22 protein-coding genes and 1 tRNA gene are annotated in these 19,433 nt (G+C 66.3%); 10 read left to right on the forward strand and 13 right to left on the reverse strand.

Going from position 1 to position 19,433, the window contains the following annotated elements; genetic code table 11:
- Positions 1–242: 242 nt before the first annotated feature.
- Positions 243–524: a DUF7521 family protein gene (locus tag ACQUSQ_RS14715; RefSeq protein WP_435070282.1), complete on the reverse strand. Its 282-nt coding sequence runs from the start codon at positions 522–524 to the stop codon at positions 243–245.
- 145 nt (positions 525–669) lie between these two features.
- Between ACQUSQ_RS14715 and ACQUSQ_RS14720 the strand changes: the two genes are divergently transcribed.
- Positions 670–1,005, forward strand: a complete 336-nt coding sequence (locus ACQUSQ_RS14720; RefSeq protein WP_435070284.1) for a winged helix-turn-helix domain-containing protein — start codon at positions 670–672, stop codon at positions 1,003–1,005.
- On the opposite strand, the gene ACQUSQ_RS14725 is transcribed toward ACQUSQ_RS14720, so the two are convergent.
- Entirely contained in the window at positions 1,006–1,743 is a 738-nt protein-coding gene (locus ACQUSQ_RS14725; protein WP_435070285.1) for an RAD55 family ATPase, read from the reverse strand. It abuts the gene before it with no gap.
- Between the two features lie 124 nt (positions 1,744–1,867).
- On the opposite strand from ACQUSQ_RS14725, the gene ACQUSQ_RS14730 reads away from it, so the two are divergent.
- Entirely contained in the window at positions 1,868–2,572 is a 705-nt protein-coding gene (locus tag ACQUSQ_RS14730) for an RAD55 family ATPase (RefSeq protein WP_435070286.1), read from the forward strand.
- A 1-nt stretch (position 2,573) separates the two neighbouring features.
- The gene (locus tag ACQUSQ_RS14735; protein WP_435070287.1) at positions 2,574–2,975 is read left to right on the forward strand and encodes a hypothetical protein; all 402 of its coding nucleotides are present in this window, start codon (positions 2,574–2,576) and stop codon (positions 2,973–2,975) included.
- On the opposite strand, the gene ACQUSQ_RS14740 is transcribed toward ACQUSQ_RS14735, so the two are convergent.
- Genes ACQUSQ_RS14740 through ACQUSQ_RS14750 form a run of 3 tightly spaced genes read right to left on the reverse strand, consistent with a single transcriptional unit; the run spans position 2,972 to position 7,787 of the window.
- Positions 2,972–3,580 (reverse strand): chemotaxis protein CheW, encoded by a 609-nt coding sequence (locus ACQUSQ_RS14740; RefSeq protein WP_435070288.1) that lies wholly within the window; start codon positions 3,578–3,580, stop codon positions 2,972–2,974. The genes ACQUSQ_RS14735 and ACQUSQ_RS14740 overlap by 4 nt on opposite strands.
- A 54-nt stretch (positions 3,581–3,634) precedes the next feature.
- Positions 3,635–6,148: an efflux RND transporter permease subunit gene (locus tag ACQUSQ_RS14745; protein ID WP_435070289.1), complete on the reverse strand. Its 2,514-nt coding sequence runs from the start codon at positions 6,146–6,148 to the stop codon at positions 3,635–3,637.
- Positions 6,149–6,155: 7 nt separating this feature from the next.
- Entirely contained in the window at positions 6,156–7,787 is a 1,632-nt protein-coding gene (locus ACQUSQ_RS14750) for a COG1361 S-layer family protein (RefSeq protein ID WP_435070290.1), read from the reverse strand.
- A gap of 134 nt (positions 7,788–7,921) precedes the next feature.
- Here ACQUSQ_RS14750 and ACQUSQ_RS14755 point away from each other — a divergent pair, with 134 nt between their 5' ends.
- Positions 7,922–8,539, forward strand: a complete 618-nt coding sequence (locus ACQUSQ_RS14755; RefSeq protein WP_435070293.1) for a TetR/AcrR family transcriptional regulator — start codon at positions 7,922–7,924, stop codon at positions 8,537–8,539.
- Here ACQUSQ_RS14755 and ACQUSQ_RS14760 read toward each other — a convergent pair.
- Positions 8,536–8,817, reverse strand: a complete 282-nt coding sequence (locus ACQUSQ_RS14760) for a HalOD1 output domain-containing protein (protein WP_435070295.1) — start codon at positions 8,815–8,817, stop codon at positions 8,536–8,538. The genes ACQUSQ_RS14755 and ACQUSQ_RS14760 overlap by 4 nt on opposite strands.
- Before the next feature lie 194 nt (positions 8,818–9,011).
- Here ACQUSQ_RS14760 and ACQUSQ_RS14765 point away from each other — a divergent pair, with 194 nt between their 5' ends.
- Positions 9,012–9,905 (forward strand): ketopantoate reductase family protein, encoded by an 894-nt coding sequence (locus tag ACQUSQ_RS14765; RefSeq protein ID WP_435070314.1) that lies wholly within the window; start codon positions 9,012–9,014, stop codon positions 9,903–9,905.
- 31 nt (positions 9,906–9,936) lie between these two features.
- Entirely contained in the window at positions 9,937–10,704 is a 768-nt protein-coding gene (gene panB, locus ACQUSQ_RS14770; RefSeq protein ID WP_435070297.1) for a 3-methyl-2-oxobutanoate hydroxymethyltransferase, read from the forward strand.
- Here the strand turns inward: panB and ACQUSQ_RS14775 are convergent.
- Positions 10,701–11,510, reverse strand: coding sequence for a TrmB family transcriptional regulator (locus ACQUSQ_RS14775; protein ID WP_435070299.1), 810 nt, complete (start codon positions 11,508–11,510; stop codon positions 10,701–10,703). The genes panB and ACQUSQ_RS14775 overlap by 4 nt on opposite strands.
- A 192-nt stretch (positions 11,511–11,702) precedes the next feature.
- Between ACQUSQ_RS14775 and ACQUSQ_RS14780 the strand changes: the two genes are divergently transcribed.
- Entirely contained in the window at positions 11,703–12,689 is a 987-nt protein-coding gene (locus ACQUSQ_RS14780; RefSeq protein WP_435070315.1) for a transcription initiation factor IIB, read from the forward strand.
- On the opposite strand, the gene ACQUSQ_RS14785 is transcribed toward ACQUSQ_RS14780, so the two are convergent.
- Genes ACQUSQ_RS14785 through ACQUSQ_RS14795 form a run of 3 tightly spaced genes read right to left on the reverse strand, consistent with a single transcriptional unit; the run spans position 12,686 to position 15,820 of the window.
- On the reverse strand, positions 12,686–13,594 hold the full coding sequence (locus ACQUSQ_RS14785) for a hypothetical protein (protein WP_435070301.1): 909 nt from the start codon (positions 13,592–13,594) through the stop codon (positions 12,686–12,688). The genes ACQUSQ_RS14780 and ACQUSQ_RS14785 overlap by 4 nt on opposite strands.
- Positions 13,595–13,643: 49 nt before the next feature.
- Positions 13,644–14,933: a hypothetical protein gene (locus ACQUSQ_RS14790; RefSeq protein WP_435070303.1), complete on the reverse strand. Its 1,290-nt coding sequence runs from the start codon at positions 14,931–14,933 to the stop codon at positions 13,644–13,646.
- A gap of 44 nt (positions 14,934–14,977) precedes the next feature.
- Positions 14,978–15,820: an MBL fold metallo-hydrolase gene (locus tag ACQUSQ_RS14795; RefSeq protein WP_435070305.1), complete on the reverse strand. Its 843-nt coding sequence runs from the start codon at positions 15,818–15,820 to the stop codon at positions 14,978–14,980.
- Positions 15,821–15,900: 80 nt separating this feature from the next.
- Between ACQUSQ_RS14795 and ACQUSQ_RS14800 the strand changes: the two genes are divergently transcribed.
- Positions 15,901–16,368 (forward strand): PUA domain-containing protein, encoded by a 468-nt coding sequence (locus ACQUSQ_RS14800; protein ID WP_435070307.1) that lies wholly within the window; start codon positions 15,901–15,903, stop codon positions 16,366–16,368.
- On the opposite strand, the gene ACQUSQ_RS14805 is transcribed toward ACQUSQ_RS14800, so the two are convergent.
- Genes ACQUSQ_RS14805 through srp19 form a run of 3 tightly spaced genes read right to left on the reverse strand, consistent with a single transcriptional unit; the run spans position 16,365 to position 17,946 of the window.
- The gene (locus tag ACQUSQ_RS14805) at positions 16,365–17,384 is read right to left on the reverse strand and encodes a presenilin family intramembrane aspartyl protease PSH (RefSeq protein WP_435070308.1); all 1,020 of its coding nucleotides are present in this window, start codon (positions 17,382–17,384) and stop codon (positions 16,365–16,367) included. The two genes, ACQUSQ_RS14800 and ACQUSQ_RS14805, sit on opposite strands and share 4 nt — an antisense overlap.
- A gap of 52 nt (positions 17,385–17,436) precedes the next feature.
- Positions 17,437–17,664 (reverse strand): H/ACA ribonucleoprotein complex subunit GAR1, encoded by a 228-nt coding sequence (locus ACQUSQ_RS14810; RefSeq protein ID WP_435070310.1) that lies wholly within the window; start codon positions 17,662–17,664, stop codon positions 17,437–17,439.
- Between the two features lie 3 nt (positions 17,665–17,667).
- Positions 17,668–17,946, reverse strand: a complete 279-nt coding sequence (srp19, locus tag ACQUSQ_RS14815; protein WP_435070311.1) for a signal recognition particle subunit SRP19 — start codon at positions 17,944–17,946, stop codon at positions 17,668–17,670.
- Between the two features lie 100 nt (positions 17,947–18,046).
- Here srp19 and ACQUSQ_RS14820 point away from each other — a divergent pair, with 100 nt between their 5' ends.
- The gene (locus tag ACQUSQ_RS14820; RefSeq protein ID WP_435070313.1) at positions 18,047–19,042 is read left to right on the forward strand and encodes a class I SAM-dependent methyltransferase; all 996 of its coding nucleotides are present in this window, start codon (positions 18,047–18,049) and stop codon (positions 19,040–19,042) included.
- Between the two features lie 51 nt (positions 19,043–19,093).
- Positions 19,094–19,166: transfer RNA gene (locus ACQUSQ_RS14825), tRNA-Thr, on the forward strand.
- The last annotated feature ends 267 nt before the right edge of the window (positions 19,167–19,433 follow it).

The raw sequence follows: 19,433 nt of genomic DNA on the forward strand, positions 1-19,433 counted from the left end.
AGTTCGTTCTTCGAACATGTTGTTGTGCAACCCGGGGTCGTGGTGCCCGCGGGCTCTGTTCTACCGTTTTCGAAATTAGTAATAAAGATACGCCCCCAAATATCACGTCTGAAAATCGAGGGTAGAGAGCGTGAAACTCGAAAGATTCCTTATAATTACTTGAAGTAATCAGCCGGCGAATCGGGCCGACACCGAGCGGCGGCCGCGTACCGAAGACGTCGGGACCGAGCCTCAATCGGGAGTCAGTCGTAGATGATGAGACTGTAGACGACGAGGATGAAGCCGAGCGACGAGAGGCCGTTGTTGACCAAGAGGAGCGACCGGACGCCGCGGAAATCGGTGACGAACGCGCTAATCGCAGTCGCGATGGCAGCCGCCGCGATGAGACCGAACCCGAGCGAGACGTGAATCATCGCCCGGCGGGTGGTCTGGAGGTACGCCTTGACCGCCATTCCGACCATCGTGAATCCCGAGAGGACCAGAATGGCGGTGGCGGCGATATAGAGGTATTCAACGACGAGCATGTGCGTTCGTGCCCACCTTCGCGTAGCAGAGTATAAATCTAGTCGTGACATTCTCAATGCTGATACGCCCGTGCGCGACGACACCTGCGCGCACGCGTCCAACGGTACGTTTTATTGTGTTCCCTCGTATCTAAACTGATAACGAATGGACGGGACAGAGATGCTGCGGGTTCTGGGCAACGAGTACAACCCGCAAATACTGAGTTTCGCACACGAACCACGGTCTGCTCAGGAACTCAGCGACGAACTCGACGTGCCGATTGCGACCTGTTATCGGCGTATCGAGGAACTCCAAGAAGCGGACCTGCTCGAACATCACGACCGTGTCCTCTCGGACGAACGGCGCCGGGTCAACGTCTACCGCCGGAACATCGAGGAGGTCGTCGTCCGGTTCGACGACGGCGACGTGGCCGTCGACGTCGAGGAGCGCCAGCAGATTAAGAACCGTCTCGACGAAGCTTGGCGGCAGCTCTCGGAGTAATCACTCGCCCGGGAAGGGGGTGTTCCCGCGGTCGCCCATCATCGAGAAGCCCGCCGCTCGCTCGTGGACGGTGATGCCGCCGTCGGCGATGTCCATGGGGAAGATGTCGGTTTCGATGTTCTGCTTGCGCATCTTCGCGACCCAGATGTAGCGGTTGACGCCCGACTCGGTCGGCGTCTGGATGAGATAGATGTTGCCGTCGGTGAGGAAGTTCTCGAGGCCGATGTCCTGCTCCGGGAACACGGCGGACTGCTCGGCGATGAGCAGCGAGGTCAGACCGTTCGCCTTCAGGATGTCGGAGAACTTGAGAAGGTAGGTCCGTTTCTCCTGTTCGTCCTCGAAGAAGAGTTCGAACATCGTCAGCGAGTCGAGGACCAGACGGTCGTAGTCCATCTCCTCGAACTCGTCCAGCAGGAGTTCGAGCGTGTCGTTAAAGTCGTTGTGCCGGAGGAGTTTCTGCTTGTCGTAGACGAGAATCTGGTCGTCCTCGACGAGTTCGCGCCAGTTCTCGAAGCCGATGGATTCGGCGGCCTGTGCGATGTCCTCGCTATTTTCCTCGAAGGAGAGATAGATGCCTTTCTCGTCGAACTCCTGTACGCCGTTGTAGATGTACTGCAACCCCAGAATACTCTTGCCAGTTCCGGGATTCCCGCTTATCAGCACGGTCGCGTTGTCGACGATTCCACCGCCGAGGATGGAATCGAGTCCCTCGATACCGGTCCGGGTCAACTCGGTCATTATGCACTACCGTTGCGCCGACTGACTGAAATAAATTCGCAACGCGCCCGAAACGCCCCAGCGATTTATCACGCGTGAGAAACCGGACGCAATCTATTTTATCGGGTGTATCGAGAACCAGTCAATGAGGCTTTCCACCGGCGTGGACGGTTTCGACGAACTCGTCGACGGGGGACTCCTCCGGAATCGGCTGTACATTCTCAGCGGTCCGCCGGGGAGCGGGAAAACGACGTTTTCCTCGCATTTCGTCACTGAGGGAGCGCGAGTCGGCGAGAAGTGTCTCTATCTGAGCATGCACGAAACCGAGGAGGAACTCGTTCACGACATGAGCGGGTACAACTTCGGGTTCGAGAAGGCGGCGCAGTCGGGGAAGTTCCAGTTTCGGAACGTCTTCGATTCGAACGCCAAGCGCCTCCTGAAAGGCCCCGGCGGCAACGACTTCTCCTCGGGCGTCCAGAACATGACCAACCGGCTAGTCAGTTTCATCAACTCGCGGGAAATCGACCGGCTGGTCATCGACTCGACGATGATTCTGCAGTATTTCTACCCCGACAACCACGAGGCCTTCGTCCAGTTTCTCACCTCGCTGAAACGCGTCGACGCGACGACGCTTCTCATCTCCGAGATGACGGACCCAACCTCCTACGCGGACGAACACTACCTCGCTCACGGCGTCATCTTCATGCACAACTACATGGAGGGCAACGGGATGCACCGCGGCGTCCAGATTATCAAGATGCGGGGGACGGACATCGACAGCAACATTCACGCCATCGAGTTCGACGACGATGGCCTGCACGTCCGCCCGGAACAGAACCTCGAAGCCTGAGATGTACGACTCCGAGTTCGACACCGACTGGAGTGACCTCGACAAGGACGCCGCGCTCGAACGAGCGTTCGCGCTCGGCGTCGCGAGCGCGCTCGGTGACCCGAACCGAGAGGAGTACGACCGGGTCGTGGCCGACGCAGACACCAGCTACGAGCGCAGCCTCATCGAACTCTCCTACGACGAGGGGCGGCGAAAGGCGTCGGGTCGAACGGGCGAGGAGACTGAGTCGGTGTGGGAGGAACTGGTCGTCGAGCCAGCAGGGGCGCCGGTCGACGACGATTCCTCCGGCCCACCCCGCTCGCGGACCAGTCGACCGGACATGCTGTCGCGCCCGGAGCCGTCGGCGGTCCCCGACGATGGCATGGACCGACTGCAACTCCCCGAGTTCATCCGGCAGCGCTAGGTCGTGTCGCCGTCGCGCATCAGTTCACCCGGCTCCGTCCAGATGACGAACTCGCCATCGTCCTGTCGCTTGACGACGCCGTTTATCCACGGCTCGTCGACGGGCGACTCTTTGACCGCCGACAGCGACACCGTCGAGACGCGCCGGACGCCGTCGACGGCCCAGCCGACACTCCAGTCGTCGTCCATCTGCGTCGAGTCGAAGACGACGATGAGGTCACCGTCGCCGTCGGTATCTGCCGCCAGCGTCTCCATCGGGTCGATGACCGTCGTGATGTCGCCCCGGAGGTCGATGACCCCCTCGACGAAGGGCGGCGAGTTCGGAATCCGGGTGACCGTGCCGCGTTCGACTATCTGTTCGATGTAGGTGATGTCGAGACAGTAGCGCTCGTCGCCCAGAACGAACTCCAGTACGGAGATGGTCTCGTCGTCGGTTTCTGCCTCGTCGGGCGCGTCGTCCTCGGCCGTCTCCTCGTCGCCCATCGCTTCGAGGACGCTGGCGACCGACGACGCCGCATCGCTCGTATCGACGTCGGCAAGCGCGTCTGTCACTTCGTCGTCGATAGCGCCACCCACCGAGTCGGGTTGTGTAGTCGGGTCGGACATGGACTCGTTGGGCGGGCTTCGAGCCACCCCATAATAAACCCGGGCGCCGGGTTCTCAGGGCTGATACTCGATCGCGTCGCCGACGAGGGCTCGGCCCGCTCCCGAGGAGACGTAGCGGTCCCAGAGGACGAGCGTCGTCGGCAAGACGAGAATCGACGCGAGATACGAATAGAGCACGCTCAGGGCGATGAGCAGGCCGAACTGTCCGAGGATGGGCGAGATGGCGAGCCAGAGCACGCCCAGCCCGGACACCGTCGTCAGCATGCTCCCGGTGAGGGCGCCACCCGTCCCCCGGACTGTCGAGAGGAGAGCGGCGTCGACGTCCGTCGCCTCGTCGTACTCCTCGACGAACCGGTGGAGGAGATGCGCCGAGTAGTCGATACCGAGGCCGATGGCGATGGAGAGACTGGTCCCCGTCAGGACGTTAAAGGGGATGTCGAGAAACCGCATCGTCGACGCGAGCGCCGCGACGGTGACGGCGATGGGGAGGACGTTCACGAGGCCGAGCGACGGCCGGCCCTCCAACAGCCCGTAGACGACGACGAGGAAGGCCGCCGCGGCGACGAGTGCGATAACGAGACTTCGGAACGCCGACTCGCCGATGACGTCGGACACCGCCTTCAACACGATGACGCCGCCGGTCGCCGTGGCCTCGAACCGGACCCGGTCGGCCACCGCGCGGGTGTCGTCCGTCACTTCCTCTTGGGAGGCATCTGCCTCGACGGCGTACTGGATGCGCGCGCTGGTGTAGTCAGCGGTGATGTAGTTCAGCGCTCGCTCGCGCGCCGGCGAATCGAGGAGGGCGGCGTAGACGGTCCGCAGATTGTCGTCCGGGATGCCGTTGTCGTTGCGGTCGTTGCGGTCGACCAAGGCGGCAAATTCGGGGTTCCGCTCCGCGTACGACCGAATCACGGTCACGATACTCGTCTCGCGAGCGTGGCCGTCGTCGGCGACGAAACTCCCGGGTGGGTCATCGCCCGCCCGCCACAGCGCCTCCAGCGCGTAATCGGCGTGTAACGGCCCCTCGACGTACACCGTCGTCGTGTCCTCCTCGCCCGACTGGAAGTTGCGTTCGAGGAAGTTCGTCGTCTCGGTGACGGTGTAGTCGCCGGGGCGGAACGGCTCGGGGACGTAGTCCAGATACGCCGGCTGGGTCTCCGGCGGGAGGAAGTCGTCTTGGGTGAATCGGCTGTCGACGCCGGCGCCATAATGTCCCATGAACGCCGTGGAGACGACGACGAGCAGGAGGAAGGCCCGCGGCGCGTTGCGGGCGACGTGGACGCCGACCGGTAACACGCGCCCAAGCAACGAGCGCTCGTCACCGAGCGCCGCCGAGCCGAACGAGGGGAGACCGAGACGCTCGCGCCAGCGGTCGGCGTACACCTTCGACGCGGGGAGGAACACGCCGAAGACGAGGGCGGTGAAGACGATGCCCACCGCCGCGACGATGCCGAGTTCGCGAATCGAGCTCAAACCACTACTCAAGTTGGCGGCAAAGCCCAGCACGGTCGTTCCCGTGACGATGAAGAAGGCGATGAGAAGTTGGTCGGTCGCGACGCGCATCGCGTCGCGGACGCCGACTTCGCCGACGTGTTCCTCGCGGTAGCGATTGATGGCGTGAATGCCGAAGTCGATACCGACCGCGAGCAAGAGCGGCGGGATAGCGACCAGTAACTGCGAGAACGCGATGCCCGCGAGGCCCATGAAGCCGAACGTCCAGAGCATCGTCATCGCGAGCGCGACGAGGCCGAGCAACAGGTCGATTGGGTCGCGGTAGGCGACGACGAGAAAGAGCAGGATGAGCGCGACGGCGGCCGGAATCACCAGTTGGAGCGAGTCGTTGATGACGTTGCCAAGTTCTTCCGACGTGATGCCGCTCCCGAAGACGGTGATGTCGCCGCCGACCGACTGAACGATGTAGGCGGCCTGCAGCTGAATCTCCGTGAGCGGGCTGGAGCCGCTCGTTCCCGGTCCCGCGCCCGCGCCGCCGGAGAGGCGATGGCTCACCGTGCCGATGGTGGCCGAGGCGGAGGCCGACTGGGCGTTGTAGTCGTTGCTGAGGAGGGCGCGAAGCCCCGGCTCACCAGAGATGGTCGCTCGGACGGCTCGGTCGATTTCGCCCGGTGTCGACCGCTCAACCGCCCGAATCTCGTCGTCGATAGTGTCGGCAGAGGGGTCGAGCGTCCGGGCGACGGCCCGCGCGACGCTCGTGGTGCCCGTCACTTGGAGGTCGGGGTCCTCCGATAACCGGTGTTGGGCGCGCAGCATCCGCAGCAGTTCGGGCTTCGAGAGCACGTTCGTACTGGAGTGAATCAGCTGCGTCGTGCCGCTGTCGTCGCCAAAGGTGACGCGCTCGAAGTTGTCGTTGACGTCCTGCAGCGCGTCTTGGGCGGGGACGTCCTCCGTGAACTGGTCGGTCCCGGAGTCGGTCCCGCCGGCGCCGAGGCCGGCGACGAACAGCCCCGAGACGACCAGAAAGCAGAGGATGACCTGTCCGGGCCGGTCGACTATCCACGCGTCGAGCGCGTCGATGAGGCGCTGGACGTCGAGATGCGGGAGCAACGACACGACTCTGTCAGTCGCCCCCGCCGGTTCGGCGATACCAGACGAACAGTCCCAGCCCCGCCAGCACGAGCACGCCGACGGCTATCGGGACGACGGGCGGGCCGCCACCCTCCGGCTGCTGGACCGAAATCGGCACGCGGTAGGTTTCGGATACCTCCGTGTCGCCGTCGGGCAGTTCGTACTGGAGGTCGATGGAGACGGGGTAGGTCTTCTCCAAGGCCGCCGGACTCGTGCTCAGCCCGATGACGAACGTCTCCGACTCGCCCGATTCGAGCGAAGAGACGAGGCCCTCGTCGTCGTCGCTGCTCAGCGGCGACTGGACGAACGCCTTTGCCTGCACGTCACGGAGGGGTTCGTCGCCCCGATTGGTCACGCGGAGTTCGAGCGACATGGTGCCGCCGGCGACGGCGGAGTTGTTGACCGCCTCGACGCTGAACCGGTCGCGCTGGGACTCGATGGCGACTCGCTCGGTGAGGGCGTCGCTCCGGCGCACGTCGCCCCGCTCGTTCCGGTACTGGACGGTGACGTTGAACTGCTGGGTGGTGGCGCTCGCGCCGTCGCTCACGCCCACGTCGAAGGCGAACTCGCCCGACTCGCCCGCGTCGAGTTCACCGAGGGCGTACTCGTTAGATTCGATGTTGACGTTGGGGTTCGAGGACCGAAGCACCACGACGGGGTCGCCGGCGGCGTCGGGGCCGCGGTTGACGACGCGCCCAGTGAAGCGACCCTCCTCACCGACTCGGAGCGTGGCGTCCGTATCACGGAGCGCGAACGTCTGTTCCGGGGCGGGTCTGACCCCGACTGCGAGCGGTTCGGCAGTGCGGGCGATACCGTCGCCGTCCTCGTACTCGACGGTGGCCGTGAGGCTGTAGTTTCGCAACGCGGCGTCGTCGGCGAAGGCGACGGTGTACTCGACGGTTGCGTTCGTTCCCGGCTCCCATCGCCCGACGTAGCCGGTCGAACTCGTCGACCCGCTCCCGAATCTGAGTTCGTCGGTCGAGGAGGAGAGGACGATACTCGCGTCGCGGGCGGGCCGGGTGCCGTCGTTCTGGAGGGTGACGGAGACGTTCCCGGTGTCGCCAATCTGGGCCGTCGTCGACGTATCGACCACGTCGAACTGCGCCTGCTCGCGCACGCGGACGGTGACGTACTCGGTCGTCTCCCGTGTCAGGTCGTTGTACTCCGGCGACCCGACGGAACTGTACTCGACGCTGACGGTGTGGCTGTACGAGACGGTGACGGGGATGCGGTAGCGACCGGGTTCGACGTTCTCGGGGACGGTGATGGAGATGGGGTCGACGGCGGTAGTGCCGCGGGGCACGTCACCGACGGCGACGCGCCCGGTGTTGATTTCGAAGGGGGTGTCGCCGTCGGCGACGTCGACGGAGAGGCCGCGGGCGGTGACGACCCGGTTCTCGTACTCCGCGGGACCGCCGCGGCGTATCTGGCCGTCGTTCGAAATAACGAGGTCGAGTTCGGTTTCCGTGCCCGGTTCGACTTCGCTCGTCGACGTGAACACCTCGATATCCGGCCGCCCGATGACGGTGCCGGAGTCGGCCTGTCCGGCCGCGAGGCCGGTGGCGGCGAGGGTGGCGACGACGACGAGTGCAACGAGGAGGAGCGAGCGATGTGTGGCTGACATGATGCGTTCGGGCCGAGAACCGACCACGCGGTGGCCGTGGAGTGGGGGACCGACTGGCGGCGCGACTCCCGGCGGGTACGTGGGGACGGTAGACGGAACGAACTATATAACTTGTGAATGAACGTTCAGTCACCGTGGCCTTCGACGACCCCTTCGGGACCGACACCGACGAGACGCGGACCGCAATCATGCGCGCCACCTACGCGGCCCTGAGCGAACACGGGTACGAGAACCTCACCATCCAGCGAATCGGTGACGAGTTCCCGAAGAGCAAGTCGCTCATCTACCAGCATTACGACGGCAAAGACGAGGTACTGGTCGAACTCCTCGAATTCCTGCTCGCCCATTTCGAGTCACAGATGCCCGAACCGGCGGCCGACGCCGATGCCGACGACTGTCTCCGGTCGCTCCTGTCGTTCATCCTCGAACCGGACCCCGACGAGGCGCGCGCATCGCTGACGAAAGTGATGGTCGAACTCAGAGGGCAGGCGCCCCACAACGAGACGTTCCGGTCGTATTTCAGCGCGAACGACCGTCGGTTCCGGCGTGACCTCGTCACGCTCCTCGAACGAGGTATCGAGGAGGGCGTCTATCGCTCGGTGGACACAGACGCCGTCGCGTCGTTTCTCCTAACGGTGATGTCGGGCGAGACGGTCCGGCGAGCGACGACGGACGATACCGTGGATAGCGACGCGGTCTGTAACGAACTGGACGCGTATATCCGGGCGCGACTGGTCGGAGAGGAGCGTTAGTCGATGCGGACGTAGCCGGCGCCGTCGACGTACACGGTGTAGTCGCCGTACGCGAACGAGAGGTTCCGGGCCGCATCGTCGGTTCCGCTGAAGAAGGCTTCGAGCGCGTCGGGGTCGACGTAATCGGCGAGCGGGTCGAGTTCGACCGCTGCCGAGTTCTCCACATCGCTGAGCGCCGTCTGAATCGCAGAACTGACCGGCTCCCGACGCTCCCAATCGATGTCGACCCGATGGGGAACCGACACCGCCGTCGCGTTCTCCTCACCCGTCGCAGACATACTCGACACTCCTCATCCGACACTATAAGTTTAGTGGCCTAATTATCTACCCTGATATTATAGTTGGCCGTCACTAACTTCGAGATGTGGCGCACGGACACCGGGAGACGCGTCGGGGACGCGAACGCGTCGACGGCGGGCAAGAGTCAGGGACTGCGTCGCGACGGGGCCAGAGCGGGACGGCGACGGTACTCGTGTTCGGTGCCGGGAGCCTCGGCAGTCTCGTCGGTGGCTGTCTCGCGCGGACACACGACGTGACGCTCGTGGGACGCGACCCCCACGTCGAGACGGTTCGGCAGGATGGGCTTCGCGTCAGCGGCGTCGAGACGTTCGACACCCGGCCGGCGGCGACGACGGAGGCCAGCGGCACAACTGCCGACATCGCCATCGTGACGGTGAAAGCCTACGACACCGAGACGGCGGCGCGGACGCTCGCGACTGGCGAGTACGGCGTCGTCTGCTCCCTACAGAACGGCATGGGCAACGAGGACACCCTCGCCGCGCACGTCGACGCCCCCGTCGTCGCGGGGACGGCGACCTGTGGAGCGCGACTGGCCGACCCCGGACACGTCGAGTGGCTCGGTCGGGGGACGGTCACGCTCGGGCCGTGGCACTCCGACGACACTGCGCCCGTCGAACGCGTCGCGACGGCGTTCCGCGACGGCGGGCTTCCGGCCGACGTGACGACGGATATCCGGCGCCGGCTCTGGGAGAAACTCGCGGTCAACGCCGCCATCAACCCCGTGACGGCGCTCGCGCGGGTCGAAAACGGCGCGCTGTCGGGGGCGGGGCCGCTCGCCGAACTGGCGACGGCGGCGGCCCGCGAGACGGCGGCCGTCGCGCGGGAGGAGGGGGTCGACCTCTCGACGGCGACGGCCACGGACGCCGTCGCGAGCGTGGCGAGCGAGACGGCGGCGAATCGGTCATCGATGCACCGCGATATTTCGCGTGGGCGGCGGACGGAGATAGACGCCATCAACGGGTTCGTCGTCGACCGCGCCGCGGCGACCGGCGAATCAGTACCGGTCAATCGGACGCTGACCGCGCTGATCCGGGGCTGGGAAACAGGCGCGGGCGTCAGGGAGTAGCGTTAATTTGCCGGCGGCCGAGTCACGAATTATGCCAACCGTCCGGGAGATACAGCGGGCGACGGGAGACGAGCCGGTGACGATGCTGACGGCGTACGATGCGCCGACGGCGGCCATCGTCGACGACGCGGGCATCGACGTGGTCCTCGTCGGCGACAGCGTGGGGAACGCGATGCTCGGCTACGACTCGACACTCCCGGTCACCTTGGACCAAGTGGCCAGTCACACCGGCGCCGTCGCCCGCGCCGTCGACGATGCCCTCGTCGTCGCCGACATGCCCTTCCTGAGTTACGGGACGAGCGAGGCAACGAGCATCGAGAACGCGGGGCGCCTCGTCAAGGAGGCAGGGGCCAACGCCGTCAAACTCGAATCCGGGCCGCACACGGTCGACTTGACCGAGCGACTGGTCGAGTTGGGCATTCCGGTGATGGCCCACCTCGGTCTGACGCCCCAGCGCGTCAATCAGGTTGGAGGCTACACACAGCAGGGAACGACCGAGGACGCCGCGGCAGAAATCCGGGACCTCGCCGAGCAACACGAGGCGGCGGGCGCGTTCTCGCTGGTGCTCGAACACGTGCCCGACGAGGTGGCGGCGTCGGTGACGGAGGCGCTCGATATCCCGGTCATCGGCATCGGCGCGGGAAGCGAGACGGACGGACAGGTGCTCGTCGTGACCGACGTCCTCGGACTCTCGGAGTCGGTACCGCCGTTCGCGGAGGCGTTCGGCGACATGAGAAGCGAGATGGAGGAGGCGGTGGCGGCGTACCGCGACGCGGTCGAAGACGGCTCGTTCCCCTAGTCGCGGATGGCGCTCGCGAGAAGCGGGCGCATCAGGCCGACGACGGGCGCCTCCGCGCTGTCGGTCCAGACGGCGCGGTGTTTGCGGACGCCGGGGAGGTCGGTCGCGGCGTCGGCGCTGACGAGCAACGCGTCGCCGTCGGTCATGAGGACGCTCGTGACGGCGCCGGGGTCGATGGGCAGCGAGTCCCACCACGTCCACGTCTCGACCACGTCGGCGTCGGGGACGGCCTCGTGGAGTCGCTCGCGGATGTCCTCGCTGGGCGACCCGACGACGACGTCGACGCCGCGGTCGACCGCCGCCGACAGCGCGTCAATCAGGTCGTCGCTCAGGAGTTCGTCGACGGCGACGGCGAACAGGACCTCCGTCTCGGCATCCGCGAGAAGCGTCACGAGGCGCTCGGTGACGGCGGCCTCGCCCTCCATCGACCAGACTTCGCCGGCTCCGGTCGAACGGTCCGGCGAGCCGAGACGCGGGAGGGCGGTCCCGAGGCGGTCGAGTCGACGCTGGCTCTCCCGTTCGAGGAGGTCGACCGCTTCGCGAGGGGAGACGGCTCGGAAGCGACGCGGCTTCGACTCCTGAACGCTCACCAGCCCCCTGTCTTTCAGGGCGTCCATGCTGTCGTAGATTCGCGCCCGCGGCACGTCGGCCACGTCGCTCACCTCCTTGGCCGTGCCCTCGCGCAGGCGCGTCAGCGCCACGAAGCACTTTGCCTCGTACTCCGTGAGTTCGAACGTTCGAAGCGTGCTAACGACGTCCTCGACGAGGGCGTCGGTGCCGGATTCTGTGGTAGTGTTGTTCGTCACGACGAGTCTCCCGTGTCCCTCGCGCCTAGGGTTGACACCACCAAAAAGAGTCGGGTCCCAGACCGTGTCGTGTGAGCGACCGACAACTCTGTTTCTATTGGAATCAAAACATAGAGGAAACTATTAAGATACTACCAGCCGTAGGTGTGAGTGAGACGCGGCACCAGCGGCTACACGCCGCAGCAGATACCCATGACCCAGCAGCCCGAAACCCTCCGAGAGGCCGGCGGGGAACAGCACACGACAACTGAAGCGCGGGGGGAGAGTGGCGAGCGCGTCTGCCCGGAGTGCGAGGCGGCGCTGGTCACCGACGACTCACACGGCGAGATAGCGTGTAGCGAGTGCGGCCTCGTCGTCGAGGAGGACGAAATCGACCACGGCCCCGAGTGGCGCGCCTTCGACTCGAACGAGCGCGCGGAGAAGAGCCGAGTCGGCGCGCCGACGACGAAACTGCTTCACGACGACGGCCTGTCCTCGGTCATCGACTGGCAGGACCGCGACGCCAAGGGCCGCACCCTCGACGGGAACAAGCGCCGCAAACTCCAGCGGCTCCGCACGTGGGACGAGCGGTTCCGCTCGAAAAACGCACAGGAGCGCAACCTGAAGCAGGCGCTCGGCGAAATCGACCGGATGGCCTCCGCGCTCGGCCTGCCCGAGAGCGTCCGCGAGACGGCGAGTGTCGTCTACCGACGGGCGCTGGAGGACGACCTTCTCCGCGGCCGCTCCATCGAGGCGATGGCGACGGCCTCGCTCTACGCCGCCGCCCGTCAGGCGTCGATTCCGCGGAGCCTCGACGAGTTCGAACCCGTCAGTCGCGTCGAGCGCAAGGAGTTCTCGCGGGCCTACCGCTACATCGTCCGGGAACTCGGACTGGCAATCGAACCCGCCAACCCCCTCGAATACCTCCCGCGGTTTGCCTCCGACCTCGACTTAGACGAGGACACCGTCGGCCGCGCGCGCTCCCTCCTCGAAGAGGGGATGGAGCGGGGCGTCCACAGCGGCAAGAGCCCCGTCGGCCTCGCCGCCGCCGCGCTCTACGCCGCCTCGATTCTGGAGGGCGAGAAGATTACGCAGAAGGAGGTGTGTTCCGTGAGCGACGTCTCCGAAGTGACCGTCCGGAACCGCTACACTGAACTGCTGGAAGCGGGGACCGACCCCGACGCCGCCCGCGCCGTCTAAGGTCGGAGCGCCGTCTCCAGTTCTGCCGCCGCCAGCAGCGACTTCAGCGTCTCCGCCGCCGTTCCAGCCTCCGCGACGTTCTCCATCAACACCGTCTCGCTCGGGAACAGGTCCTCACCCACGACCAACCCGTGGTCTCGGGCCGTCGACCCCGTCATCGTGAGATAGACGCCCAGTCCCGCGTCGGCGATGGCGGCCTCCTCCTCGATTGCCGGGTCGGGGTAGGTGAACTCGACGTTCTCGATGGCGTCGGTCCCGAGGACGGCCTCCACGAGTCGCTCGTAGCGCGGCGAGATGCACAGCGTCCCCTCGTAGTCGGCGACGAACTCGCGGTCGAGGTCCGCGCCCGCCGGCAGCGTCTCGGGCGTCGCGAGCAGGGTGTGATACACCGTGTCGCCGAGGCCGCTCACGACCCGGACGTCCGTATCCCGCGGGTCGATGCGCGCGTTCACGTCGGCAATGGACTCGACGCCCGCCTCGCCGAGGGTCACCACCTCCTCCAGTACGAGGTCGGCGCTGTCGAAGCCCAGTCCGAATTCGTGGGTTCGGAGGGCGCGAAACGGCTCCTCGCGGCCGATTAACTCCACCCGGACGTCGTCGGGTGGCGTCCCGACGTCGACGGTGACGCTATCGAAGACGATGCGCCGGGGTTTGCCGTCCCTGTCGTCGCGGACGAGCGTGTATTCGGGCTTTTCGGGGTCGGTAATGTCGCTGTACGCCGCCAACCGCTCGTAGACGTCGTCGTCGGGGGTCGTCTCTCCCTTGGTGATGGCCTTCTCGTAGCGGAGCGTCGAGGAAATCTCGTCGGCGAGTTCGTCGGCGTCGGCGACGGTCGCAATCCGTTCGAGCACCGCCTCCAGCGGGCGCCCCTTGCGTGGGACGGCGACCCGAACCGTCTCGGTCATTGTCGGAGTGAGGCGGCCGCGGGCTTTACCGATTGCGCTTTCGGTGAGCCTACTCCTCGGTGCCGAAGGCGCTGCTCAACCGGTCGCGGAACTCCTGTAACTCCGAGAGTTCGTCGTGAATCGCCTCGATTTCGTCTTCGAGGTCCGCCACCGCGTCGAGGCGGTCGTCCAGCGTCTCGACGGTCGACTCGACGTCTTCGAAATCCGTTTCGAGCGAGTCGACGCGCTCGGCCACGTCGTCGACGGTGTCCGAGACGTCCGTGACCTGCTCTTGGACCGACGCCATCTCGGCTTCGATAGCGTCGCGGTCCGCGTCGGCCGCCGCGAGCGACGATTCGAGGCCATCGACCCGGTTGGACAGGTCGGTCACTTGCTCGCTCACGTCGCCGAGCAGTTCCGACGCGGTGCCGTTCTCGTCGAGGAAGTCCGCGAGCGCGTCGCGATAGGCGAGCAAGTCCTCGGTCTGGGACTGCAGGCGACTGACGCGCACGTCGACGCTCGTCGGCACCTCGCTCGCGAGCGCCTCGTCTATGACGGCCAAATCGTCGTCGTCGACCTCGCCAGCGCGAATCTCGGCGGCGAGGGCGGCGGCGACGGAGCCGGGCGTCGCGGATGGGGTCGGGGACTGAGACGCCATCGCCTCGCGGTCCCGCGGGTCGAGCGCCTCGGCCACCTCGCCCGAGGGGACGTTCTCGGTTTCCTCGCTCGTCTCGTCGTCGTCGTCCGTTTCATCCTCGGCCTCGTCTGCCTCGCCCTCCTCGCCCGCCTCATCGACGTCGATGCTCGTCACGTCCTCGTCGCGCGGGCCGAGAACGGAGACGGGGTCGCCGACGCGCTCCCGCGGGTCGGGCGCCGAGTCGCCGAGCAGGGAGCCGGGAGCAAGCGCCGAGTCGCCGTCGGGTTCTTCGCCGGAGAGGGCGTCGCGGACGACCTGTGTCGTCTCTCGACCCAGCACGTCGCCCGTCGCGGCGGCGTCGCCGTGTTCTATCAGTTCGACCGTCGGTTCGCCGAGGAAGTCGTCGGCCGTCTCGCCCTCGTCGAGGCGGATGCCGTACACGGTCAGCACTTCCTCGCCCGGTTCGAGCGTTCGCTCGTAGGCGACGCGATTGTCGCGGTACGCCGTCCAGTTGTCGCCCTCGTAGTCGGGATGGAAGCCGACGCCCTCCATCTCGAACGACTCCGGAATGTCGTCGACGAGGCGGATGCGAACTGGCTCGTCGGCCACCGACTCGATGTCGAAGGCGATGGCCGGGACCGGAAACCGCTCGGCCTCGAACGTCTTCCCCACGCGCACCTCGTCCGTCGTGAGCGAGGTGTCGGGGTCTGGGTCCTTCGCCATGCGCCATACTGTCGCCAGTAGTGGCATAAAACAACCGGCGGCCGCTACAGGTCGACTCTATCCCCGATTTCCACGATTTCGAGCCGCTCGGGGTACTCGAAACTCCGAACGTGAGTGTGGAGCGCGGTCGGGTCGGCGGTCAGCCCCTTCCAGATGTCCCAATGGCTGGGGAGCAGTCGGTCGAGTTCGAGTGCGTTCGCCGCCCGGACTACCTCGTTCTCGTCGGCGTACCACTGGGTCCGCTTCGGCTCTCGGGTCTGCTTGTCGGGGATTCGCCCCGCCGACCCGAAGGCGAGGACGCCGAGGTCGATGTCGAAGCGGTCGGCGACGTCGGTGAACGACTCGGCGTGCCGGGTGTCGCCGCCGTGGAACACCGTCCCCGCCTCGTGTTCGATGACGTAGCCGATGGGGTGGTCGGCGTCGGGGTCGTTGACGGGGACGACGTGAATCGTGAACTCGCCGACGTCGAACGTCTCGTCCTCGGAGACGGTGACGAACTGGTCGGCGGCGACGCCCCAGTCGTCGGTCCAGCCGACGCGCTCGATGAGGGCCATGCTGGCGTCGGGCGCGTAGTAGTCGGCGCCCGTGCCGGCGAGAATGGGCGCCTGCGTCGGCCCGTGGACGTGGTCTGAGTGTTCGTGGGTCGCAAGGACGGCGTCGGCCTCTTCTACGTCCTCGGGGTCGAAGGGGACGGGGACCATCCGAACCGTCCGCGGCGGGTCGCCGAGGCCGCAGTAGGGGTCGATGAAAAGTGTCGTCCCCTCGGCGCCTTTCAGGACGAAGCCGTTACACCCGAGATACCAGACTGCGACGCCGTCCGGGTCGGCGTCGGCGACGGCCGTGGGGAGCCAGTCGCCCCAGTCGCTCTCGCCGAGTTCGTGTGCCATACCCGCCCATGGGTCGGGTCGCCGTCTAAGCGTTGCGATGGCTGGGAAGGCTTTTGCCGGTGGACGCGCGAGGGTGGCCAATGACGCAGGACGAACTCGCTCGGCTTCGAACTATCGCCGACTACCAGTTCGGTGCGGGCGCCGGTGCGGCGCTCTTTCCGGAGGACGATGCCCTCACCGTCACGCACTCGACTGGCGGCCGGCCGCGACAGGTCCAAGCCGAGGCGGGACGGGTCGTCTCCTACGGCACCGACGGCCGGTTCACGCTCGGCGTCGAGGGTGGGCGACGACTGGTCGACGCACTCCCCGCCCCCGCCGCACGCGTCGTCGTCGGCTCGGAGAGCGAACCCTTCGTTCGCGAGGGGAAAAACGTCTTCGCGAAGTTCGTCCAGCGGGTCGACGACGACGTGCGCCCGCGGGACGAGGTGGCCGTCGTCCACGAGTCGGGCGACGTCCTCGCAGTCGGACGGGCGGAACTCGCCGCCGACGCCATGCACGACTTCGATACGGGGATGGCGGTGAAGGTGCGGGCCGGCGCCGACGACTAGAGATACGCCGCCACGCCGAGGGCGCGAAGGAGGGGGACACCCGCGGCGAGAGAGCCGAGGAGGTAGCCGCCGATGGCGCCACCGTTCAGGAGGGGAAGGCCGGCGTGGGCACGCCCTTTCATGACCGCCCAGAGGAGGATGCCGAGGCCGATGAAGGTGCCGACCATCGAGCAGAGCGCGGGGAGGTTGAGCGCGGGGAGCAGGGGAACGCCGAGCGACGGCGCCGGCGAGAAGAAGGCGCTGCTTGCGACCATGACGGTGGGCATCACGGCGTCGCCGAGGCCGATGAAGAAGGCGTCGCGGTCGCCTTCACTCGGGTCGTCGCCGTCGGCTGTGTCCGTGTCGGCTGTCGTCTCCGCGTCGTCAGGGTCCGCCTCGTCCTCGCCCTCGTGGACGTCGTTCGCGCCCGAGAAGTCGTCGTCGAGCAGCGAGTACGACAGCGAGAGCGGAATCACGAGGATGACGGGGACGCGCAGGTCCATCACGCCCTCGGCGAGACTGAGCATATGCTCGGTGCCGTAGACGCTGATGGCGTCGTAGACGGCCAGTACGGAGAGGAGGAGGATGGCGGGCAACAGGCCGAAACTGATGCCGAACAGCGCGCCCGCGCCGATACCCATGACGACGCCCGCGGCGTCGATGACGTACCACTCGGGGTAGACGAGGAGGGCGGCGGCGACGCCGACGGAGAGTGCGACGGCGACGAGGTTGACCGACCCGAGCGTGACGAGTGGCGGGGCGACGACGGCGAAGACGTACCACGCGACGAGGGCGCTGGAACAGACGACGACGGCCTTGACCGCCTGCTCGAAGGCGTACTTGAAGGCGGCGAGCATCAGCGCCGTCGCGACGAGGATGGCCGCCATGTAGACGAGGCTGTTCGTCGGGTCGGAGGGGTCCTCGACGGCCTGATACCCCGCCGCCTCGAAGGGGCCGACCATCGCGAGTGCGCCGACCTGGACGAGCAAGAAAAGCGTCGCGGCGACGGCGATACCGCGGACCTCGCGGGCGTTCATGACTGACGATTGCAGAGGGGGTGGCTTGGGGATTGTGACTTCCGACCGGGCGTCATCGGGCGTAGAGCTTCGACCCGAGGAGGTCGGGGAGGCTGACGGCGCTCGCGGGCGTGATAGCGAGATACGGGCGGTCGACGGGACCGAACACGTCGACGACGCGGCCGACGCTCGACAGCGACTCGTCGACGGCCGTCAGGCCGATGTCGGGCGTTTCGTCCGCGTCACAGCGGACGATAGCGAGCCCCTGTGCCGTCCGGGTGACGGTGCCGAGTCGGCGCATCACTCACTCCCGCAGGATGTCCACGTAGGCCGCGATGGCCTGAACGAGGTCGTTTTTCGTCGCGTCGTCGGCGCCCTGCACCAAGACGCGCCCGCGGGGTTCGTACTCCCGCGGATACGTGACGTCGCGTTCGATGACGGCGTCGTAGCCGACCTGCTGTGCGGCGGTCGCTATCTCGTCGACCGTCGGCTCCTCGACCGCCTGGTCGCGAGGGACGCGCCGCCCCTCGGCGCGCGTCTTCGACGCGTCGAGGTAGGCGGGCCAGATGACGTTCTCTACCATACGCCTACGCGGCGGGCCGGCCGTAATACCGTTTTGGATGGCGGCGCAGGTGCCGGCCGCAGGTCGACACCCTTACTCTCGGGGACGGCGAGAGTCGGGTATGGACCGGCCCTGCGTGCGCGTCCCCCGAGAGGCGGGCGAAGAAACCCGGCAGGAACTCGCCGCGGCGGGACTCCTCGACGAAGACCACCGAATCGTCGTCGACGACGGGACGCTCTATCTCCCCGTGACCGACCCCGACGCCGTCGACGACAGCTACGAGGTGGTCTATCGCGACGTGCCCGTCCACGACCAGCAAGAGACCCCTGCCGACCGACTCGACTTCGACCCCTCCTACGAGCGCCTCGGCGACGTTGCCATCCTCGACGAGGACGACCCCGACCGCGCCCGCGACATCGCCGACGCCATCCTCGAGTCGGACCTTCCCGTTCGGGCCGTCCTTGACCGAGCGTCGAAAGTGAAAGGCGACCTCCGGGTGCGCGACTGGGACGTCGTCGCCGCGACGGCCGACGCCGACGAGCCAGTCACCGAAACCGTCCACCGCGAGTACGGCTTCGAGTACCTGCTCGACCTCTCGACGGTTTATTTCTCGCCGCGACTCGCGACCGAGCGCCACCGCGTCACCGAACAGGTCGAGTCCGGCGAACAGGCCGTCGACATGTTCGCCGGCGTCGGCCCCTTCGCCATCCCGATGGCCGCCCGCGGCGCGACGGTGGTCGGCGTCGACCTCAACCCAGCGGCGGTCGAGTATCTCCGCGAAAACGCCCGCCGAAACGGCGTTTCTGACACACTTACCGCCATCCACGGCGACGTCCGAGACGTGGCCGCGGAGTACGCCGACTGGGCCGACCGCATCGTCATGAACCTCCCTCACAGCGCCGACGAGTTCCTCGATGCGGCCATCACGCTCGCCGGCGACGACTGCACGCTCCATTACTACGACATCCAACACGAGGACGACCCCTTCGGCCCGGGCGAGGCGGCCATCCGCGAGGCCGCCACGGGGTACGACGTCGAAGTGATGACGCGACACGTCGTCCGGTCGTACGCCCCCCACGAACTCAACGTCTGTCTGGACGTTCGACTGTCGCGCTAGGCGGGCAGTTTCGGAACCCTTATTTGAACCATAGCAGTACGATTGGGTGGCGCCGGAGTAGCTCAGCTGGCAGAGCGATTCCTTCGTAAGGAATAGGCCGAGGGTTCAAATCCCTCCTCCGGCTTTCTGTTGCGACCAACGTGAGCAGCGAAAGCTCTCGGGGGAGTCGAATCAGCTCGTTGCGACCGTGGTTCAACTCTCCTCGGACTTCGAATCACAGGTTCGAGGGGTCTCCGAACCCTCCATCGGCAAAGCACGCCTCGGTCGGCCCGTCACGGAACTCGCAATTGCCGATGCTCACCCAATTTTTGGCCGTGATAATTGGCTCCGGAGATTTAAGAGGACTTTCCAGCCATCTGCATGCGAGGCATACATGTTCGAAGAACGAATG

Origin of the sequence: Haloplanus sp. C73 (assembly GCF_051195115.1) — an archaeon.
In the GTDB taxonomy this organism is placed as follows: Archaea; Halobacteriota; Halobacteria; order Halobacteriales; family Haloferacaceae; genus Haloplanus.

Excerpts from the sequence above, each read along its gene's own strand:
- ACQUSQ_RS14715 (WP_435070282.1), bottom strand. The coding sequence starts at position 524 with ATGCTCGTCGTTGAATACCTCTATATCGCCGCCACCGCCATTCTGGTC.
- ACQUSQ_RS14720 (WP_435070284.1), top strand. The coding sequence starts at position 670 with ATGGACGGGACAGAGATGCTGCGGGTTCTGGGCAACGAGTACAACCCG.
- ACQUSQ_RS14725 (WP_435070285.1), bottom strand. The coding sequence starts at position 1,743 with ATGACCGAGTTGACCCGGACCGGTATCGAGGGACTCGATTCCATCCTC.
- ACQUSQ_RS14730 (WP_435070286.1), top strand. The coding sequence starts at position 1,868 with ATGAGGCTTTCCACCGGCGTGGACGGTTTCGACGAACTCGTCGACGGG.
- ACQUSQ_RS14735 (WP_435070287.1), top strand. The coding sequence starts at position 2,574 with ATGTACGACTCCGAGTTCGACACCGACTGGAGTGACCTCGACAAGGAC.
- ACQUSQ_RS14740 (WP_435070288.1), bottom strand. The coding sequence starts at position 3,580 with ATGTCCGACCCGACTACACAACCCGACTCGGTGGGTGGCGCTATCGAC.
- ACQUSQ_RS14750 (WP_435070290.1), bottom strand. The coding sequence starts at position 7,787 with ATGTCAGCCACACATCGCTCGCTCCTCCTCGTTGCACTCGTCGTCGTC.
- ACQUSQ_RS14760 (WP_435070295.1), bottom strand. The coding sequence starts at position 8,817 with ATGTCTGCGACGGGTGAGGAGAACGCGACGGCGGTGTCGGTTCCCCAT.
- panB (WP_435070297.1), top strand. The coding sequence starts at position 9,937 with ATGCCAACCGTCCGGGAGATACAGCGGGCGACGGGAGACGAGCCGGTG.
- ACQUSQ_RS14780 (WP_435070315.1), top strand. The coding sequence starts at position 11,703 with ATGACCCAGCAGCCCGAAACCCTCCGAGAGGCCGGCGGGGAACAGCAC.
- ACQUSQ_RS14785 (WP_435070301.1), bottom strand. The coding sequence starts at position 13,594 with ATGACCGAGACGGTTCGGGTCGCCGTCCCACGCAAGGGGCGCCCGCTG.
- ACQUSQ_RS14790 (WP_435070303.1), bottom strand. The coding sequence starts at position 14,933 with ATGGCGAAGGACCCAGACCCCGACACCTCGCTCACGACGGACGAGGTG.
- ACQUSQ_RS14795 (WP_435070305.1), bottom strand. The coding sequence starts at position 15,820 with ATGGCACACGAACTCGGCGAGAGCGACTGGGGCGACTGGCTCCCCACG.
- ACQUSQ_RS14800 (WP_435070307.1), top strand. The coding sequence starts at position 15,901 with ATGACGCAGGACGAACTCGCTCGGCTTCGAACTATCGCCGACTACCAG.
- ACQUSQ_RS14805 (WP_435070308.1), bottom strand. The coding sequence starts at position 17,384 with ATGAACGCCCGCGAGGTCCGCGGTATCGCCGTCGCCGCGACGCTTTTC.
- ACQUSQ_RS14810 (WP_435070310.1), bottom strand. The coding sequence starts at position 17,664 with ATGCGCCGACTCGGCACCGTCACCCGGACGGCACAGGGGCTCGCTATC.
- srp19 (WP_435070311.1), bottom strand. The coding sequence starts at position 17,946 with ATGGTAGAGAACGTCATCTGGCCCGCCTACCTCGACGCGTCGAAGACG.
- ACQUSQ_RS14820 (WP_435070313.1), top strand. The coding sequence starts at position 18,047 with ATGGACCGGCCCTGCGTGCGCGTCCCCCGAGAGGCGGGCGAAGAAACC.